Source organism: Paenibacillus sp. FSL M8-0212 (assembly GCF_038004645.1).
In the GTDB taxonomy this organism is placed as follows: Bacteria; Bacillota; Bacilli; order Paenibacillales; family Paenibacillaceae; genus Paenibacillus.
Window position 1 is genome coordinate 6,001,069 of the sequence record NZ_JBBORP010000001.1, and the last position, 18,788, is coordinate 6,019,856.

Annotated in this window: 15 protein-coding genes; 5 read left to right on the plus strand and 10 right to left on the minus strand. The window is 44.6% G+C overall.

Annotated features, from left to right (window positions below; translation table 11 throughout):
• The first annotated feature begins 72 nt into the window (after positions 1–72).
• Together MKX68_RS26245 and MKX68_RS26250 are read left to right on the plus strand one after the other, a co-directional pair.
• The gene (locus tag MKX68_RS26245; RefSeq protein WP_036615758.1) at positions 73–963 is read left to right on the plus strand and encodes an ABC transporter permease; all 891 of its coding nucleotides are present in this window, start codon (positions 73–75) and stop codon (positions 961–963) included.
• Between the two features lie 18 nt (positions 964–981).
• Positions 982–1,872 (plus strand): carbohydrate ABC transporter permease, encoded by an 891-nt coding sequence (locus tag MKX68_RS26250; RefSeq protein WP_124114740.1) that lies wholly within the window; start codon positions 982–984, stop codon positions 1,870–1,872.
• Between the two features lie 105 nt (positions 1,873–1,977).
• Here MKX68_RS26250 and MKX68_RS26255 read toward each other — a convergent pair whose 3' ends face one another.
• The gene (locus MKX68_RS26255; protein ID WP_340914673.1) at positions 1,978–3,723 is read right to left on the minus strand and encodes a cache domain-containing sensor histidine kinase; all 1,746 of its coding nucleotides are present in this window, start codon (positions 3,721–3,723) and stop codon (positions 1,978–1,980) included.
• Positions 3,724–3,751: 28 nt separating this feature from the next.
• Positions 3,752–5,368 (minus strand): helix-turn-helix domain-containing protein, encoded by a 1,617-nt coding sequence (locus tag MKX68_RS26260; protein ID WP_340914674.1) that lies wholly within the window; start codon positions 5,366–5,368, stop codon positions 3,752–3,754.
• Between the two features lie 186 nt (positions 5,369–5,554).
• On the opposite strand from MKX68_RS26260, the gene MKX68_RS26265 reads away from it, so the two are divergent.
• Positions 5,555–5,830 carry a hypothetical protein gene (locus tag MKX68_RS26265; RefSeq protein WP_340914675.1) on the plus strand — a complete coding sequence of 92 codons (276 nt, stop codon included), beginning with the start codon at positions 5,555–5,557 and terminating at the stop codon, positions 5,828–5,830.
• Between the two features lie 155 nt (positions 5,831–5,985).
• Here the strand turns inward: MKX68_RS26265 and cydC are convergent, their stop codons facing one another.
• The 5 genes from cydC to MKX68_RS26290 form a co-directional block, all read right to left on the minus strand.
• On the minus strand, positions 5,986–7,713 hold the full coding sequence (cydC, locus tag MKX68_RS26270; RefSeq protein ID WP_340914676.1) for a thiol reductant ABC exporter subunit CydC: 1,728 nt from the start codon (positions 7,711–7,713) through the stop codon (positions 5,986–5,988).
• Positions 7,710–9,533, minus strand: coding sequence for a thiol reductant ABC exporter subunit CydD (gene cydD / locus MKX68_RS26275; RefSeq protein WP_340914677.1), 1,824 nt, complete (start codon positions 9,531–9,533; stop codon positions 7,710–7,712). The genes cydC and cydD overlap by 4 nt, the downstream gene beginning before the upstream one ends.
• A gap of 14 nt (positions 9,534–9,547) precedes the next feature.
• Positions 9,548–10,561, minus strand: a complete 1,014-nt coding sequence (locus tag MKX68_RS26280) for a cytochrome d ubiquinol oxidase subunit II (protein ID WP_338594788.1) — start codon at positions 10,559–10,561, stop codon at positions 9,548–9,550.
• Positions 10,561–11,925 (minus strand): cytochrome ubiquinol oxidase subunit I, encoded by a 1,365-nt coding sequence (locus tag MKX68_RS26285; RefSeq protein ID WP_340914678.1) that lies wholly within the window; start codon positions 11,923–11,925, stop codon positions 10,561–10,563. The genes MKX68_RS26280 and MKX68_RS26285 overlap by 1 nt, the downstream gene beginning before the upstream one ends.
• A gap of 399 nt (positions 11,926–12,324) precedes the next feature.
• Positions 12,325–13,719 (minus strand): MFS transporter, encoded by a 1,395-nt coding sequence (locus MKX68_RS26290; RefSeq protein ID WP_338594785.1) that lies wholly within the window; start codon positions 13,717–13,719, stop codon positions 12,325–12,327.
• A gap of 110 nt (positions 13,720–13,829) precedes the next feature.
• On the opposite strand from MKX68_RS26290, the gene MKX68_RS26295 reads away from it, so the two are divergent.
• Together MKX68_RS26295 and MKX68_RS26300 are read left to right on the plus strand one after the other, a co-directional pair.
• Positions 13,830–14,705, plus strand: coding sequence for a LysR family transcriptional regulator (locus tag MKX68_RS26295; RefSeq protein ID WP_340915515.1), 876 nt, complete (start codon positions 13,830–13,832; stop codon positions 14,703–14,705).
• Positions 14,706–14,735: 30 nt separating this feature from the next.
• Positions 14,736–15,302, plus strand: a complete 567-nt coding sequence (locus MKX68_RS26300) for a GNAT family N-acetyltransferase (RefSeq protein ID WP_340914679.1) — start codon at positions 14,736–14,738, stop codon at positions 15,300–15,302.
• 86 nt (positions 15,303–15,388) lie between these two features.
• Here MKX68_RS26300 and MKX68_RS26305 read toward each other — a convergent pair whose 3' ends face one another.
• The 3 genes from MKX68_RS26305 to MKX68_RS26315 form a co-directional block, all read right to left on the minus strand.
• A complete protein-coding gene (locus MKX68_RS26305; protein WP_340914680.1) occupies positions 15,389–16,360 on the minus strand; it encodes a hypothetical protein in 972 nt (323 codons plus the stop codon).
• Positions 16,360–16,851 (minus strand): RNA polymerase sigma factor, encoded by a 492-nt coding sequence (locus MKX68_RS26310; RefSeq protein ID WP_036615805.1) that lies wholly within the window; start codon positions 16,849–16,851, stop codon positions 16,360–16,362. The genes MKX68_RS26305 and MKX68_RS26310 overlap by 1 nt, the downstream gene beginning before the upstream one ends.
• 185 nt (positions 16,852–17,036) lie before the next feature.
• Complete coding sequence (locus tag MKX68_RS26315; protein ID WP_340914681.1) at positions 17,037–18,617, minus strand: histidine-type phosphatase; 1,581 nt, start codon at positions 18,615–18,617, stop codon at positions 17,037–17,039.
• Between the last annotated feature and the right edge of the window lie 171 nt (positions 18,618–18,788).

Below are 18,788 nucleotides of genomic sequence, written 5' to 3' on the forward strand. Positions count from 1 at the left end.
GAGGGGATAAGGGATCTCTCCCCTTCATTTGATAGCGATTACATTTGGCGTACGATGAACGGAGGAATATGAATGTTGAGAAAATGGAAGCAGCAGAGTCCTTACCATCTCATGTTGATTCCAAGCCTGGTCTTGGTCTTCATCTTTTGTTACATCCCTTTCTACGGACTTATTATTGCATTTCAGAAGTACAATCCGGGCCTCGGCTTTAACTCGCCATGGGTAGGATGGGATAATTTCACCCACATATTTAATCAGCCGAACTTCGTAAGAACGATCTGGAATACATTGTACATGTCTGTCTTTAAGATTATCGGTGGTATAATCGTGCCCGTAATTTTCGCGTTACTGCTTAACGAGGTACTGCACAGTGGAATCAAACGTACATTTCAAACACTTGTCTACATTCCGAACTTCCTCTCTTGGGTCATTATGGCTGGCATCATGCTGGATATCCTTAGCTCCGACGGCATTATCAATACATTTCTAAGTGTATTTGGTATTGCACCGATCTCCTTTCTTGGCACACCTTCTATTTTTCCTTGGACGATGATTGTGAGTGACATATGGAAAGGTTTCGGGTTTGGCACGGTTGTTTATTTGGCAGCCCTGACCAGTATTGATCCGGGACTTTACGAAGCCGCGGTGATCGACGGAGCGAAACGGTGGAAGCAGACCATCTATATTACTTTGCCTCTTCTCATGCCAACCATTGTTTTAATGACTGTATTATCGCTTGGTAACGTACTCAATGCTGGCTTTGACCAGATCTATAATCTCTACTCCCCTGTTGTCTATCAGACCGGTGATATTATTGATACCTATGTCTACCGTCTGGGAATTCAGCAGGCACAGTATTCAATTGGTACCGCTGTCGGGTTATTCAAATCGATCATTTCCAGTGTTCTGGTTGCCGTATCGTATATCTTGGCTTACAGAGTGGCTGGTTATCGTATCTTCTAAGAAGGAGGAACTCACATTATGATCTATGATAAAAGTATGAGCAGGCGTGTATTTCTTATCATAAACTACACCATATTGCTTCTAATCTCTCTCCTATGTATCCTGCCGTTTATCAACCTGCTGGCTGTTTCATTCAGCAGCAGCGCGGCTGTATCTGCGGGGAGTGTTACGTTCTGGCCTGTGGAATTTACGACAAAAGCCTATGAATTTGCATTAACTGGAGGATCATTTTTCTCCTCTCTCTGGGTAGCCATTCAACGAACCGTTATCGGAACGTTGGTGAATCTGGTTCTGATCGTACTCACGGCTTATCCCCTCTCCAAATCCAAACAAAAATTAATGGGGCGTAATATCTATATGGGATTTTTCATAATAACCATGTTATTCAGTGGAGGACTAATTCCAACCTATCTCGTGGTCGTCAAAATGGGACTAATCGATTCCATCTGGTCTCTAATCCTGCCTGGGGCTCTCCCCGTATTCAGTATGATTATCCTCATGAATTTCATAAGGGGTTTGCCCGAGGAAATTGAAGAATCAGCAATTATCGATGGTGCTGGGCCTGTACAGGTATTGCTTCGTATTCTACTCCCACTTCTCAAGCCCGCTCTCGCTACGGTTGGTTTGTTCAGCATCGTTGCCCACTGGAATTCGTGGTTCGATGGCATTATCTATATGAACAATCCAGCCAATTATCCATTACAAAGCTACCTGCAGACCCTTCTGCAAAGTTTTGAGCAAATCATGCTGAAATCTGGGTCAGATTATACGCAGCTGTTATCCATGATGAACGCCAGAACGGGCCGCGCAGCTCAGATGTTCTTGGGTGCCATTCCGATTTTACTTGTGTATCCGTTCTTGCAGAAATATTTCACCAAAGGTTTGGTGCTAGGTAGCGTCAAGGGGTAAAGCAAAGGGCTTGCAGTTCATACTGCGAGCCCTTTGTTTATATCTAAACTTATTTTTATGATCGTTGTACCGCATTATGAGATGCTTAAATGAAAGCATGAATGACTATTTGGCTTCAATGATGGCAGGCAGCAAAATGGAGAAAATGGTACCTTCACCTATTTTACTCTCCACTTGTATTCCATAGGGTTTCCCAAAATGAAGTTGAATCCGCCGTTGCACATTATGCAATCCAATCCCATTCGTTCCCGTACTTGCACCGGGCTTTTCTTCCAATAGATTCTGCATCGTTTGATGATCCATACCGACGCCATTATCGCAGACCTCGATCACAACTTCATCCAGCTGTGATTGAATCCGAATGGTAATGATTCCGTCTTCTTCGAGTTCAGCGAGTCCATGAAATATCGCATTCTCCACAATGGGCTGCAGGATCATTTTGGGCATGCGATAATCCAGCAGTCTATCCTCAACCTCATATCGCATTTGAATACAATCATAGTACCTGACATTTTGAATCGTTACGTAATTAGCTATATTATCGAGTTCTTCACGAATGGTTACTAGGGTTCCATCGGATTTTGTTGCATAGCGAAGCATCGAGATTAGTGCATCGGTCATTTCCACGATTTTATCAGCCTGTTGCATTGAGGCGATCCATTTCACTGACCCAAGGGTGTTATACAGAAAATGTGGCTTGATCTGGTCATGGAGCGCACGCATCTCGGCCTTAGCTTTCTCTATTTCTTCCTGCTGCATCCGTTCGACCAACCGCTTCAATTCGTGTGACATTCTGTTGAATCGAATGGATAAATGTCCAATCTCATCTCTGGAGCCAATAGGTTCAACTTGTTCAAACTGACCTTTCTCGACTAGAGCGATATTCCGTAGCAGCTTCTTAATGGGAGTTGTGATCACGTGAGATAAAAAGATGGATATGACGGCAGCAAAAAGAACAATGACAATGGCAAGCGTCACCAGATTACGACCCAATATTTTGCCATCAGCAGTCAGCTCATCCAAAGGCATATATAAGTAAGTTGTCCATTTTTGCTGACTAAGGGGACTGGTCACCACGACATTTAGTGCTTCAGGCGGACGAACGTTGTCCCGGAACAGTGTGCCGATTAATCGTTCATTCACGTTATATACGATCTTGTCATCCTCATCAACGATCATGAATCTGGAGCGCAGCCCTTCCTGCAAGTTTCGGTTGACGATTTCAATGAATTTGATATCAATGCTGACAACGATCACGCCAAGCAGTTTTCCACTAGTCACATCATGAATTTTGCGAGCGTGTGACACTGCCAGTATTTTATTCTCCAATTGCTCATCGATTCGTGTTGTGAGGGTAATGGTTCGATCCTTATCATGCATGAACTTTTTAAACCACAATTCGTTTGCTACTTTGAAGTTTGGATCAATGGGTTGATGTGGACTGACAAAAAGGTCTTGCCCCCCGTTCATATTGTAGAGGTAAATGGAGAATACGCGATCTTTCATCATGATATAATTCATCAGAATATTGTATGCGGCAATCTCATGTTGTTCATCACCCTCTCGCAGGAAATCCTGGATCGGAAAACTCCCTTCATGAGTCGCAGACAGATTGTCACTAAGCCCATTGCTGGCTAGCAGCGAAATTTTCTCAATCTCCTTGAGGAACTCGTCAATGCGAATATTCGTTTGTTTGGCCAGATCGTTTAGCAACGTTGTATAGTTCTGTGCCAACAACCGCTCTGAGGAGTAATACGAATTGATTGTCATCACCAATACCGGAAGGATAATGACCGTCATACAGATCACCATAATTTTGTACTTGATTCGGAAGGGCCGAACATGCTTCATATGCTGCACCTCTATTCACCGATTACATTCATCCCTGCTGTAATTCTCGATATTCCTCCGGAGTGACCCCTACCGTTTTTTTGAAAATCTTACTGAAGTACGTGTAATTATGGTAGCCCACCTTTTCTGCGATTTCATACACTCTCATTCCTCTGCTCAACAGATACGCCTTCGCATGTTCAATTCGAACTCGGGTCAAGTACGTAATAAAGTTCTCTCCTCGTTCCTGTTTGAACACACGGCTGAGATACGACGGATTCACACTGATTTGGCTAGCGATACTTTGCAGTGAGATATCTTCCGCATAATACTTGTCGATCAATTCAGTGGCGAGATCGGTGTAGGTGCTTTCCTGTTTGGTTTGGGAATCGGTTTGGAAGTAATACGCAATATGAGCAAGCATATCTTGGTGGATATCCTCCCAATACTCCCCCTTTAGAACGATTTCATAGGGTGATTTCTCTGTTAAAGAAGGTGCACCTCTTTCCGTAGCTCGGGATAGATGGGAATGTATCGTTTCCATTACCATGATATATTGCTTGCGAATGCTATTCTCATCCGCTCGTAGCCGTTCCAGATTGGATCGGATTCCTTCAAGGAACTCTTCCGCCTTTTGGTTGTCTTTGCTTACCCACAACTTCAACAAATCTCGTTCTTGTTGCGGGCTTAAAGCCCCCTTAACTTCATGTCGATCTGGGGATTGAACCATATCATCGTAATACAGCACCTGGTTGCTTCCTGTGAAGAACCCCTGTTCTAGAGCCGTTTCTGCCTCTTGGCAGGCCTTCCTGATGTGAAGGAAACCGGAAGTCATTCTACTTACCCCAGCCGTCAGCGACAGATTCATAAAATCCTTGATCGAAGACAGCAATTTATTACATAGTTTATTCAAGTCGGCGTGTACAGATTGGCTCTCAGGAAGTACATTAACGATCACCCAATATTCAGAGGAACTTTCAACAAAAATCTCTTTCTCCCACTTCGATGGAATGATCTCTTCCATAATATTAAGAATCGAAAATCGGAGCAGCTTTTCCCCCTTCTCAACATATTTCCGCTTTGCATCCTCGTAATAGTTCACGATGAACTTCATGACAACCAACTGGTCCGAACGTATACGAAAATGCAGTTCTTCCGCTTTGGTGACGATATCCTCCTCACCAATGAATCCGCTTACAATATCTTGAAAGAAACTATCCTTTAGATATCTTAGGCTCTTGTAATAGTCCTGTGTTATAGAGGGTGTGTTGGTTGGGTGAACATGTTCACTTTGCAGTTTCTGTCCAACAGTGCTCAGGAGATCAATAAGGGAGGATTCGGTGATTTCACTTTTAATCAAGTAATCTGAAGCGCCAAGTTTTAGCGCCTCTTTCACATAATGAAATTCGTCAAAATTACTCAGGATGACATACTTACAGGTTTTCAGTACGCAGGAGGCCTCTTGTATAAGCTGTAGCCCATCCATAATCGGCATTTTGATATCTGTAATAATTAGATCAGGCATCACTTCAAGTGCAAGGCTTAATGCCTCTTTTCCATTTCCCGCTTCACCAACAACATAGAAATTGTACTCTTCCCAATTCAGCATGGAACGAATTCCAACCCGCATGAGCAATTCATCATCTACGATCATCAGTTTATACATGATATCCCCCAACATGAACCATTTTTAGATATTTTACCATTAAACGAACTCTTGCAAAGATGTCTAGCGAACCTTATTGCATTGCGGGTATCATAAATATCACTTTTACAGAACGTATGTTCCTGTTATAATCAGATTATCGTATTTGGTGTAGCATAAAATGACCGTATGGAAAGGATACATATCATGAATTTATACAAGTTTGAATTAACGGTGAATGGATATCTATTACGTGTTCATTTCAGTGCATCTGAAGAAAGTGGCCTGAAATGGTGTAAACGAATTGCTGCTGAATTCCAGAATAACGTTGCCAATCTGGAGATCAAGGTTGATATACATAAAAAGCAGAAACAAAAGCATGCACGGGAATATCACGGAAAGCCATATCTGTATGACAGGACACTAAGGAAAAAGCCGCTTGCGAAGAAAAATAAGGCATCTGAATCATCTGCTGTTATGTAAAAATAAACTTACATTGCGACTTAACTGTTATTCTCAATGGATAGACAAAAAGACTAAAGAACGGTTCACTGATAATAACAGATAACATCAGTGACCGTTCTTTAGCCTGTTTTAAAAGTACTACTGACACTACGATCAGGACTGATCTTACATTTTTACGCCCCGGCGTCTCCAATCATTTGTCGTTCAATTTGTTTCATTTCATAAAAATAGCCTTTTTGCTCCATTAGCTCTGAATAAGAACCCGATTCCACAATCTTGCCTTGGTCCATGACCACAATCCGATCCATCTCTTCCAATCCGGTCAGCCGATGGCAGATCAGGAGAAATGTATCTTCGGATGCTTGTGCAAGAAGATGCTGGAGCACATGTTTCTCTGTGACGTAATCCAGCGAAGACGTGGGTTCGTCCAGAAGCCATAACCGTCCTTTGCGCAGCATGGCCCGTGCGAGAGCCAACCGCTGCTTCTCACCATCCGACAGGTTCTCCCCTTTTTCATACACCAAATCACTCAACAACTTATTGGGCAGTTGTACTTGATCCAGCACAGCCGACAGTTGTTCATCCGAATGTTCTTCTCCATTCAGCAACAGGTTGTCCCGGATGGTTCCCCGGAAGAAATGACTTTGCTGCAACACAACATTTGCCCTTTGCCAAATACTCTCCTCATTCAGTTCCTGCACCGGAACATCGTTTATCCGTATATCGCCAGACGTTGGTATACGCAGCTTGAGTAACAGATCAATAATCGTTGACTTACCTGAGCCGCTCGGCCCGACAATCGCTGTTTTGGAGCCTGCTGCAAGTTGCAGAGATAGCTCCCTCAGCGCCGGTCTCCATTCCCCTTCATATTGGAAGTTAACACCGGATAGTTCAATCGAAACCGCCTGATCGGCTGACACTTCACCGCTTGGCTGTGCAGGTTGCACATCGGAGGTCGGCACCGTTTCCGCCAGTCGCCGAGCGGCGTGTTCACTGTCCTGCTTATACAAAGGTAATATAGCCATTGCCGCAGCTTCTTCGAACACGGTCTGCGTAGCCAGGATCAGCATGGCGAGGAATACACCGGCAAACGCTCCATTCACAATTAAAAAGGCGCTCAGTGCCAGCACTCCCCATGTAACAAGATACGTCACAAAAACGTGCATGGATTGCCCGCGCAGCAAGTGTGAAGCGGCTTGTTTCTGTTCTAATGCCAGTGCAGCGGAAGCCTGCTGAAGCTGCTCTTCGCGCTGTTCCAGTTGGCCGTATACTTTCAGATCCCGGAAACCATACAATACTTCGGTCACTTCCGTGGACAGCAAGGCCCTTTGCTGACGGACACGTCCTTGTATTTTTCGCTGACCTAACAAGACAATACCTGGTACTACAAATGCCGTGATCAGCATACCTAGTACTAACAAACACGCAATCCAGATTGAAAAGGCCGAAGTGAACAGCATGGTAGCCAAAAACACCATAACGACCATGATGGGTGGATACGCGACCCGCAAAAAGTAATTTTGCAAGCTTTCCACATCACCCACGATCCGCGCAAGCAGATCTCCGCTTCGGTTTTTGTTCAATATACCTGGCGTTACCGGGATCAGTTTGGCAAAAAAGGACGTCCGCAAACGGCTCAGCATGGAGAATGTTGCTCTGTGCGAATACAAGCGTTCCCCGTAGCGACTTGCCGCTCGAAGGAAACCAAGTAGTTTGACCATGGAGGTGAGTACAATTAAGGTGTATAGCGGTGGCGCAAATACCGTTTGCGATATCATATAGCCACTCGCGGAAAAGAGAGCAACACCAGCTATGCCGGCGATGAATCCGCCCAAAATCGAAAGCAAGATATCCTTGCGCTCCTGAATCATCGCTTTTGACAGAATCGTCAGCTCATTCATGCTAACCCTCCTTTCCGTTGTACATCCACCATCTCGGCATACTGAGGCAAGCGTGCAAGAAGTTCGTTGTGATGTCCTGAATCCACCAAGACCCCATTGTCCATGAACAAAATCTTGTCCGCATGTTGAATCGTATATAAACGGTGTGCCACCGTAATCATCGTTGCCGTTTTGGCTAATGCCGCAATGGATTGTTGCAATACCCGCTCGGTGTGCAGATCCAGCCCTACTGTGGGTTCGTCGAACAAAATAACCGCAGGTCGCTTCAGAAAAGCACGTGCCAAAGCAAGTCTTTGCTTTTCCCCACCAGATAATCCCCGGCCACCTTCACCAACAAACGTATCTAATCCCTGCTCCAATTGTGCAACAACGCTAGCAAGCCCTGCTTCCTCTGCAGCCTGCTCAATTTCAGCTCTGGAGACGTTCCGACCCGCGCCAATGGCGATATTTTCGGCAAATGTACCTGCAAAAATATACGGATGCTGTGTAATGTAGCTAACACGTTCAAACCATGCAGCCTCATCATGTTGCAAAAGCTGGCTTCCGTTAACCAGAACCGTACCAGAATCTGGTTTCAGCAAACCAGCAATGAGATGAAGCAGCGTGGTTTTACCTGAGCCACTTTTGCCTACAATAGCGATCTGTTCTCCCGGTCCAATCGAGATCTGTCCTGTCTCAAGTCCAAAGGAATCAGATTTGTACTGGAATCGGACATCGTTCAGTTCAATGGTTGGTGGCATTGTTATCAACTCGGCGCGAGTTGTACGAAGCTCTTCCGTCTTTGCAATTGCATCGACATCGGTTAATTCGCTTTGATCCGGTCCTTCTTCAGGCTTCGTTTGTGTGCTCTTGATACTTGTTTCCTCAAGCATTTGTTCCACCTTACGAATGGCCCCCATACTGGTTCGCCCGCTGTGAAAAGCCGTTCCTGTATTCTTCAACAGACTGTAAAACTCAGGGACGAGTAGCAACACAATAAAGGCCGTATGAAAGGTCATCGATTTGAAAACGAGTAATTGGATAGCCAGTTCAAGCGCAACAATACCAATGCTTAACATCACAATCGATTCCAGCATAAACGTATTTGTAAATGCAATTTTCAAAATGCCCATGGTGGCATCACGATATCCCAGACTGCTGCGTTCAATCTCCTGTTGCTGACGTTTAGCCCGTCCGAATATTTTCAACGTAACCAGTCCTTGAAGCGAATCCAGAAATGTACCGGAAAACTCAGCCAGTTGCGCGTATTTTTCTTCTGATTTGTTTTTCGTTTGGAGCCCAACCAAGATCATGAACAGCGGGATAAATGGTGCCGTAAACAGCATAATCCAGCCTGTGTTGACGTGCTGCGTAAATGTAACAACCAGAATCAGAATCGGGATCATCGCGGCTTCCATCATACGCGGCATGTACTGACTGAAATAACTGTCGGCTTCATCCACAGCATCCAAAGCAACACTGACCTTTCCTCCCGTCTGTCCACTCAGGGTTGAAGGCATGGAAGCGCGGGTCAGCTTCTGCAATACAGATGCTCGCATATTCGTCTTGGCGCGTGCTGCCATATGCAAGCCCACTTTCCCGTTTCCATACGACAATAGTGCACGTACAGCCATGACAGCCAGCAATAGGCCCAGTAACAGAACCACGGATGAAAAGGAAGCTTTCTCTACAAAGATTCGCTGGACTGCTTCAGCCACCAAGGTGGCCTGACTTATTATAGCTACACCAAGCGCCAGCGATATGATCGCAAGGAGAAGCCTGTTTTTTCGTTGTAAAGACATTTGCTGCGAGATCAGATTGGATTTGGCTCTCCTCTTCATTGAACGCTCCTCCTTTATTTTTTCCCTTTCACATAATCCGCATCAAACAGGAACAGTTTGAAGACCAGAATCAGAGAAGGAATTAACAGGCACAGCCCCCCGATAAACACAACGACTAGTGCAAAGCCCATTGCAGGTGGTGTGGCGCTGCTCTGAATGGTGATGTATGGATCAAGAATGTAAGGATATTGCCCAATCCCGTAAGCGAAAAAGGCTGTGAGAAATTGCAGCATGATGCATATAAAAGCTAATCCGTAACGCCGTCCGTTATATAACAGCCACATGGCAATCATGAAAAATGCAACGGATAGCGCCAGTAGCCACCATAAATCCATCATATTTTGAAAATGACGCTCATTGTGTTGACCTAAATATATAAATGCAGTCAGCGCGAGAATAATGGTCGGTGTGCTCCAGAACAGAGCATAGTTTCGCATTAGCTTCAATGCCGAATGATCCTCTGCCCGAGAAGCGTAAAATGTGAGAAATGACCCACTAATGAACAATACGGACACGATCGCCAGTCCAACGATGCTCCACGATAATGGATTCGTAAATAGTGCCCAGTAATCCAGGGAAACGGTATCCCCCTGCTTCAAAATAAAGCCACCTTCAGACAGGGTCAGTGCCACTGACAATGACGCTGGAATAAGCAACCCGGTAGCTCCGTATAAAAACAGATATACGACGTTATTTTTGGAACCATAATTCTCGAAAGCATAGAACGACCCACGAATGGCAAGTAGAATGACGGCAATACTTCCTGGAACAAGCAGCGCGGAGCCATAATAATAGGCCGTGTCCGGGAAAAATCCGACGATACCAATATAGAAAAAGACAAAAAATACATTGGTGATCTCCCAGACCGGTGATAGATAACGGGAGATCAGACGATTAATCAGATGATCCTGCTTCGTCAAGCGTGCGTAAAAGGCAAAGAAACCTGCTCCAAAATCAATGGAAGCTACAATAAGATAGCCGTACAAGAACAGCCAGAGTACCGAAATACCAATTAATTCATAACTCATTATGCCTGACCCCCTTTCTCGGCTGATTGATCATGCTTCTCCTTCAACCATTTCTCCATCTCGAGTTCAGCAGGATTGTTATTGAACAACCGTCTCAGTACGACGACACACATAACGCCTAGCAGGATGTAGAGAAGCAAGAAGACGAAAAATAAAATTCTTACACTCGGTGAAGAAGTGGCGGCCTCTTCCACTCGCATATAACCTCGGATAATCCATGGCTGCCGTCCCACTTCGGCATAGAACCAGCCCATCTCAACGGCCAGAAAAGCAAGCGGTGCACTGAGTGCAACCATCCGAAGCATCCACTTGTTAAACTGATTACGTTTCTTCCAGAATACAAACAGGAAGTACAGACTTGATATAGCAAGCAGAGCGAAACCAATTCCAGCCATTAGATCAAACAAGTAATGCACAAGCAGTGGTGGCTGCTCATCTGGTGGAAATTCGTTTAGCCCGGTAACCTCGGCGTTAAAGTCTCCAAAGGCAAGGAAACTGAGCAGTTTCGGCAAATGAAGTGCGCCTATAATTTCATGTTCTGCATTCAGCCATCCCAAAAAAATCAAATCCGCGCCGCTTTCCGTCTCGAAATGCCACTCGGCAGCTGCGAGCTTCTCCGGTTGATGCTCAGCCAAAAACTTGGCAGATACATCTCCAGCTAAAGAATTTAATAAACTGAATACAAGAACAACGGCCATCATGAGATTCAAGCCTTTTTTGTGGTAGGCCGACACTCCTTTTCTCAGCATCGCAAAGGCTGCTATTCCTGCTAACAGGGCAGCTCCTGTCAGATAAGCCGAGCTTAATACATGGAACACTTTGGAGAACGTCGCCGTATTCAACATCGCTTGTACGGGGTTCACTGCCATGAATTGACCTGCTTCCATGACAAAACCTTCAGGCTGGTTCATGAATCCGTTCACTGTTGTAATAAAAACAGCAGACATGCCTGCCCCGGCGACAATCGGAATAGTCAGCAACCAGTGGATATACGGATTTTTGAACCGATCCCATGTGTACAGATAAATGCCCAGGAATATCGCTTCAAAAAAGAATGCGAATACTTCCATAAATAGTGGCAGTGCAATGACATTCCCAGCAAGTTTCATAAAATTCGGCCATACCAAGGCCAACTGCAGCGATATCGCTGTACCTGTCACCACACCTACCGCCACAGAAATGACAAACCCTCTAGACCACCTCTTTGCCATAAGTATGTAATGGTGATCCTTCTTCCGAATACCGATGAACTCTGCAATAGCAATCATCAAAGGTACACCGACACCCAGCGTTGCAAAAATCACGTGGAATCCCAGCGTCAAACCAGTCACCAGCCTGCTCCATAACACCGTATCAATAGCCATTCTTTGTGTTGCCTCCCTTCAAACTCTGTTCAATTTAGAAACATTCAATATCAGATTTGGCCAAGCTCAATGCAAAGTTGCGAAAAATTTCACAAAGTTAGGTATGACGATATCTTGCCACACCTATAATGCGTTTACTCCTGTAGGCCCCCGATAATAACAAGCATTGGATGCCTATTAAAATCTGATATTGATGCACTTAAAGTACTAACCAAGCCTATTAATCAAAATTATTATATCTTTATTTTTACCTAATTCAATCAAAGACACGTCTTCTACCCTAAACGTTCAAGAAAGGATCAACTCTTTCTGACAACTTGGTGAAAAACAAAAAATACACCCAATGGAGCTATTGATTCATTGGGTGTAAACGTGTTATTGCACGGCAGATTCGCTTTTTTACTTGCTTACTTGCTCTGGACTCACCGCACCTGCCTCGCGACTTACGCTCATGATGATCAGTGATGCAGCTAATACCGTAAGGATGATTCCAAGCATCTGAAATCCTGTTACATTAAATGTATCTCCCATGACAATCCCAATTAATAACGACGATAAGATGGTCCCCAGATAGCGTGATGTATTAAAAATACCCGATGCGACTCCAATCATTTCTTTGGGTGTGCTTTTAAACAGGGCAGCTTGCATGCCGACCGCGTTTAGGCCGTTACTTATTCCAAATAAAGCTAAGGCAACAATGATTATGAAGATTGGAGAAGTTTCATTCATAACAACGATCAATATAGAGCCAAATGTCATTAAAGAAGCGGATACGATCAGAGCTGGCCGTGATCCTGATCTGTCAATCCAGCGTCCTGCGATTGGAGCAATAATGACTGAACATAACCCCAAAGCTAGCATACTCATTCCTGTATGAACTTCGTTGAGATGACGTACCTGCTTCAAATACGTAGGAACTCCAAAAAAAAGTGCGTAAAACAGGATGTTCACCAGCATGTATTGCACATTCACCCAAGTCATTTCGGGATATGAGGCAAACGTTCGCAGAGGGATGAAAGGCGTGGCTGCTTTTAATTCATGTCGGATGAACATGACGAGTGCGATTAACCCGATCCCCCCTGTCAGCAGATGCCATGTTGAAATATCTCCTGTGGAATTTACTGAAAGTAGTCCGATGAGCAGAGTCACCAAAGCTACCGTAAACATCAGGATACCTGGTGCGTCAATTAACGCAAGCCATTGCCGAATGGACATGTGACCAGAGATAGACGGAGATTGCCCGTCCTTGGGAATTGTTTTCCAGGCGAACCAAAAGCTTGCCATGACAAACGGAATATTAACGAAGAATATGCTGTGCCAGTCCCACCAATGAATCAATACTCCACCAATAAAAGGCCCAATTGCAGCCGCTCCAGAAAGGAATATAGCCAAGGTGGACAAGGCGGAGGCTTGTTTTTCAGTCACGTTAATTCTGACAATCGCCATTCCGACGGCCACCATCATGCTTGTGCCAATCGATTGAACGATCCGGAATACGATGAGCCACGAAAAACTGGGAGACCACGGAGCTAGCATGGACGATACAAAAACAATAACAAGACCCATAAGGAAAATCTTCCTGCGGCCAAACAAATCACTACACTTGCCCATGACGGGTTGAGCGACAGCACTGGCAATGTAAAATGATAAAATAATCCACGAAACGGCTGTAAAATTAAGTTGATACACTTGTTGTAGCCTGGAGATTGCCACAGAAATCATGGAAGAATTCAACGGATTCAACATAATTCCAAGTCCAACAGCTAACATCAATCCTTTATTTCGAACGTTCATTGGTGCACCTCTCTCTCTTCTGCTGTTATCTTACTTGAACGTATTCATTTATTCCAACGCATTATATGTTATGATTTGATGAACTAGAAGGAATGAAAGGGATGGTGCAAATGGAGCTTCTTCAACTAAAATATTTCCTGACGGTGGCCCGATGCGAACATGTAACGGAAGCTGCGGGAAAGCTGCATGTCACGCAATCCTCCCTGAGCAAAACGATACAACGATTAGAGGACGACCTGGGAGTCCCTTTATTTGATCGAATCGGGAGAAAGCTGCGACTAAACGACTTTGGAAGAACATTTCTTCAGCGAACTGAAAAAGCTTTATTTGAATTGGAACAAGGAAAGCGGGAAATCGCTGACCTCTCCAACCCGGATCAGGGTACACTGCAATTGGCAGTGACTACGGCAAGCACATTGCCAGGTATACTCCGGGAATTCCGAAAAAATAAACCGGACATTCAGTTCCATGTGCAAATGGTTTCGTTAGAAAACATGTCCAGACTTCTACATCGGGGCGAGGTGGACTTTTGTCTCTCTTCCCCTCCGATTGAAGGTGACGATATCGAATGTCAGATACTATATGACGATCCGATTGTAGTCGCTGTTCCTATGGGTCATCGATATGCAGACCGAAGCAGCATTCAATTAACCGAGCTTAAGGACGAGCGGTTTGTTGGGGTGAAGCAAGGGTATGGGGTTCGTTATATGGTAGATTCCGTATGTCAATCCGCTGGTTTCCTACCGAAGTATGTATATGAAGGTGATGAGCCTGCAAGATTAACAGCCCTTGTTGAAGCGGAGATCGGTCTCGCTTTTATACCTAGCACAGCCAGAAACCCGCATGAGCGCATTAGATATCTTCAGGTAGAGAAACATCAACTCGTTCGGGAAATCGCTCTACTTTCGCACAAAAACAGATATATTTCCAAAGCCGCTTTAGAGTTTCGCAGCGTGGTTATGGACTACTTCAGTGCTATGCCATGAGCATAAATTCAATCCAGAGGAGATGTCATTTTGAAATTAAAAGCGGAGAAATTTGATTATATTTCAGAGACAGAACGGCTAGTCATCCGACCATTACAGAAAGACGACTATGAAAATTGGTTGAATGAGTTTGAAAACCGCTTGCCCTCCCAACACCGCCATGATAAAGGGAAAATGGATATGAGTGAATGTACACTGGATTGGTTTCATGATCTGGTAGATCGACACCAGGAGTTAGCGCGTACAGATGCGGTTTATGTATTTGGTGTGTTTAGAAAGCATGATGGTACACATCTGGGTATGATTGATATTGCTACCTTGGCGAGAGATCATTTTCAATGGGGAAGCTTCGGATACACGATCCATAATCAGTATTGGCGAAAAGGTTATGGGAAAGAAGCAGTGAATGAAGCACTTCATATTGCATTCGAACATCTGAAATTTCACCGCATAGAAGCTCATATTAATGTGGATAACATCCCTTCCATGAAACTGGCAGAGAGTGTTGGTATGGAATTTGAATGTCTACGTAAAGGGTTTATACACGAAAATAATGAATGGACCGATCACTTGGTGTATTACAAAAATTCTATTTAATCTAATCCGACCGATAATCAAAAAGCGAACAAAGCACTTGCGTGCCCTGTTCGCTCTTTTGGTGCAGCCAGATTGCCGTCTTCGCCTTACTCGCCCAAGCTGTTCCAGAATGATTGGAACGCACCTTTCTCCACTTCCAGGAATGCCGGAACATTACCGTAACGCACCAGACCATCACCAAACAGAACCAGTGGGACCTGCGTGTTGTCTTCCAGCGTGAGATAGATGATCTTGCGATCTTCCTTGCCGTAGAGGTTCTCTTCCAGTTCCGGGCTCGTTGCGATTGGTTTGGCAGCATTTAGCGATGAGATGAAGCTTTCCAACGATTCGTCCGCTGCTAACGGCTGAAGCTGCTGCAATCCATTATTCCAGCTGTTAAACGTCTCCCATTGCGCCGAGGCGATGTTGCCTTCGAGATGAAGCTTGCCGATCAGGTCGGCACCAGTACCAATGGTGATCCCGTTGTTCTTGTCGAATAGCTGAGCATATACCTGACCATCGATCTCGGTGTAAGACATGATACGGAAGTCCTTGTCGTAGCCATTGACCGCATAGATGTCTGCTTCGCCAATGTTGGAAGCAAGCTCCGTATATTTATCCTGGCCGCTCAGCTCATCAATGCCGCCAGTGGTGGTACCCAGTTTATCCCCCCGCAGGCTGAGCGCATTGGCGCCTTCAAGCAATGTTGGGGACTGTGTAAATACGCTTCCTCCATACACAACCAATTGCATCATATCGGCCATCGCGCCTTTGCCCTGTGAACTCGGCAACTCCATCTTCGGAATCACGACCGGGTCAAACGACGCGCCTGGAGTCACCGCTGCCACCTGTGGTGTTGGTGCGGCTGGCCCATTGAATTGTTGCCATACACTTGGCGCAGCCAATCCAATGCTGGCAGCGATAACAACACTTGCTGCAATGTATAGTGGTTTACGTTGACGTTTTGGTCCCTGATGTTGCGTGTTTAAGGATTGCTCTACCCGTTTTTTCATTTGCTCATTTGTTTTCATATGATCCACCGCTTTCTTGTAGTTTTGTTTGAATTGTTCTTCGTTCATTACAGTTCCTCTCCTTCCAGCTCCAGTTTTAACAGCTGTCTTCCTCGTTTCAATCTCATTTTCACTGCTGATTCGCTAATCTCCAGGATCTCGCTGATTTCTCGGATCGGATAATCTTCGTAATAATACAGATGAACCACCGATCTATACTTGACGGGCAGTGACAGCACAAGTTCGATCAGCGCGTGATCTTCAGGGTTGTCTGTTGTCAGAGGATCGACTCCCTCCAGCTTGACCTCCCGTTTGCGCCAGCCTCTGCCTAATAAGGATTTGCAATGATTGGTGATGACCCGAATCAACCATGCTTTTTGATGCTCCGCATCGTTGAACGTAGGGGCTTTTTCTATTAGTTTGATGAAGGTATCCTGAGTGGCTTCCTCCGCGTCTTCTCGTCTGCCGAGGTGCACCATGGCAATCCGGAACAGCGTATCCGCGTATGTCTCATAGACTTTCATCACATGATCGCCCAGCTGGGGCACTGATCGCTGCATGGTTGTTATGCCCTCCTTTATACCTCTAACACTCTTACGGACGGCATTTGGTCACATTTTGTTTTAGAATTTTTTATTGGTCCAATTCATTCAAAATGCAAAAAAAAGAAAGCAGCCCCATGAAAAGGAGTTGCTTTCTTCATCTTTGTCTTTATTTTCATATAAAATGCATATCGTTTCACCAACTAGAATTTCTTCTGTAAAAGCTCGATATTATCTTCCAAACTGCTGTCCAAGCTTACGCCTACCTTCTGCAGTTTGTTTTGGTAATATGCTTTTACATCTTCCCACTTATAGTACGGATAGGTCTTTGTTTCAATCGGGAACGCTATTTCTTCTTCATTTCTAAGCATTTTTACGAGAACATCCTTACCATTGGAATACAAAATCCATTGGATGTTTGCTCCCATCGGTGAGATGACCGAGCCATTCCAGTTTTTGGTTACATCTTGCGGTTTGTCGATACTCACATTAGCTCCGGCAATATCCAGGAATGAAGATAGTGGAATAATGGTTTCTGCATGAGCAAAACGAAATACACCAGCCGTGTCTTTCTGCTGAATGGACTGGTCGGTAGACACGATCAACTCTTTGACCAGAGGTGCAATGATATTTTGCGGCAGATCCGTTGACGTTAAAGATGGACCTTTTTCATAAAAGTCATTGATATTATCAACGCTCTCGTACCATTTCAACTGATTAGCCGTGAAATACCGCCCGAATTCGAAATCACCTTCTCCTTTAATATTCGAAGAAATGATGTACAGTTCGTATAGATTAGAAGCAGCCTCGGTTGGGTTGCTGAGCTTCACTTTTCCCTTCTCATCCTTCAGTTCAAACTCTCCAGTGTTCAGCCGTTGATAGAAGTCTTCAGAGAAAAATTGCAGAAGGACCTCTTTTGCATAACGCGTTCCAGTGCTCTGTGTGACATAATCCTCGTATAACTTAACCCAGTCTCCATCTTCTACGTACTCATTATACTTTGTAGCCAAGTCGTAGGGCCGTAGATAGGGGTCTTTCCCTTCTTCAAAGGCTGAAACCTGAATGTCTACTTTGTTATCTCCCAAGCTTTCCTTTAACCCGTCAATAAACTGATCTCTGCTCTGCGGCGTTCGATCTTTGAAAGTCGCTTGTGCAATCACTTTTTTATCCGATGTAAATAGTTCTTTGAAATTCTGCCCAACCCTGGCCCCTATTCCTTTCAGTTCTTCTCCACCCGTAGTGGATAACAATCCATAATGATCTTTTTCAACCTTCATCAGATTGCCAATTTCCTTCTTCAGCTCTTTGCCCAGATTAGTGATCTGCCCGTCCTTTTCAGCGATGTCGAGCAATTCAAATAACGTCTTGTCGTACTTGGAACTGGATAGATGTCTGGAACCATGTCTCCCTATGTAGTTAATAAATATGGGTTCATATCCAATAGGAGCTTTTGTATAACTTGTTTCCTTAAAAGGATATGGCGTTTTGGTACCGCGGTATCCCTGCTGATCGTTCACTTTTTGTCCAACAAACACCGATTGGGTGTTGTTATCCCAGTCTACCTCTTGCCCCAAGGCTTCACCAATCGCTCTTGCAGGTACATAAGTGACCCCATTGTAGAGAAATGATTCTCCTTCCACCCTTTGTCCGTTCACAACCACATTAGCCGATTGTTCGGACACTTCGATCATGCGTTTGGAGCCTGCACCATATACGTCAAACACACTTACAGACGTTAAGATGGCGAGTGATGCTACTGAAATCCCGATTTTTTTGATCATCATAATGAATAGTTTTCTCCTTATTCCGCCTGATATGGGTTTATTTTCGCTCATCATACTATAGGTGAGAAGTGTCTGCGCCGTATCCATCCTATGTTAATTCATTGTAAAAGAGTACATATAAGTATTGACGTATAATCGTATAACGACGAAAAAGATCCGCTCCTTAGCGAC

What these genes read in the sequence shown, in the direction of transcription:
- MKX68_RS26245 (WP_036615758.1), top strand. Translation starts at nt 73, where the DNA reads ATGTTGAGAAAATGGAAGCAGCAGAGTCCTTACCATCTCATGTTGATT.
- MKX68_RS26250 (WP_124114740.1), top strand. Translation starts at nt 982, where the DNA reads ATGATCTATGATAAAAGTATGAGCAGGCGTGTATTTCTTATCATAAAC.
- MKX68_RS26255 (WP_340914673.1), bottom strand. Translation starts at nt 3,723, where the DNA reads ATGAAGCATGTTCGGCCCTTCCGAATCAAGTACAAAATTATGGTGATC.
- MKX68_RS26260 (WP_340914674.1), bottom strand. Translation starts at nt 5,368, where the DNA reads ATGTATAAACTGATGATCGTAGATGATGAATTGCTCATGCGGGTTGGA.
- MKX68_RS26265 (WP_340914675.1), top strand. Translation starts at nt 5,555, where the DNA reads ATGAATTTATACAAGTTTGAATTAACGGTGAATGGATATCTATTACGT.
- cydC (WP_340914676.1), bottom strand. Translation starts at nt 7,713, where the DNA reads ATGAATGAGCTGACGATTCTGTCAAAAGCGATGATTCAGGAGCGCAAG.
- cydD (WP_340914677.1), bottom strand. Translation starts at nt 9,533, where the DNA reads ATGAAGAGGAGAGCCAAATCCAATCTGATCTCGCAGCAAATGTCTTTA.
- MKX68_RS26280 (WP_338594788.1), bottom strand. Translation starts at nt 10,561, where the DNA reads ATGAGTTATGAATTAATTGGTATTTCGGTACTCTGGCTGTTCTTGTAC.
- MKX68_RS26285 (WP_340914678.1), bottom strand. Translation starts at nt 11,925, where the DNA reads ATGGCTATTGATACGGTGTTATGGAGCAGGCTGGTGACTGGTTTGACG.
- MKX68_RS26290 (WP_338594785.1), bottom strand. Translation starts at nt 13,719, where the DNA reads ATGAACGTTCGAAATAAAGGATTGATGTTAGCTGTTGGACTTGGAATT.
- MKX68_RS26295 (WP_340915515.1), top strand. Translation starts at nt 13,830, where the DNA reads ATGGAGCTTCTTCAACTAAAATATTTCCTGACGGTGGCCCGATGCGAA.
- MKX68_RS26305 (WP_340914680.1), bottom strand. Translation starts at nt 16,360, where the DNA reads ATGAACGAAGAACAATTCAAACAAAACTACAAGAAAGCGGTGGATCAT.
- MKX68_RS26310 (WP_036615805.1), bottom strand. Translation starts at nt 16,851, where the DNA reads ATGCAGCGATCAGTGCCCCAGCTGGGCGATCATGTGATGAAAGTCTAT.
- MKX68_RS26315 (WP_340914681.1), bottom strand. Translation starts at nt 18,617, where the DNA reads ATGATGATCAAAAAAATCGGGATTTCAGTAGCATCACTCGCCATCTTA.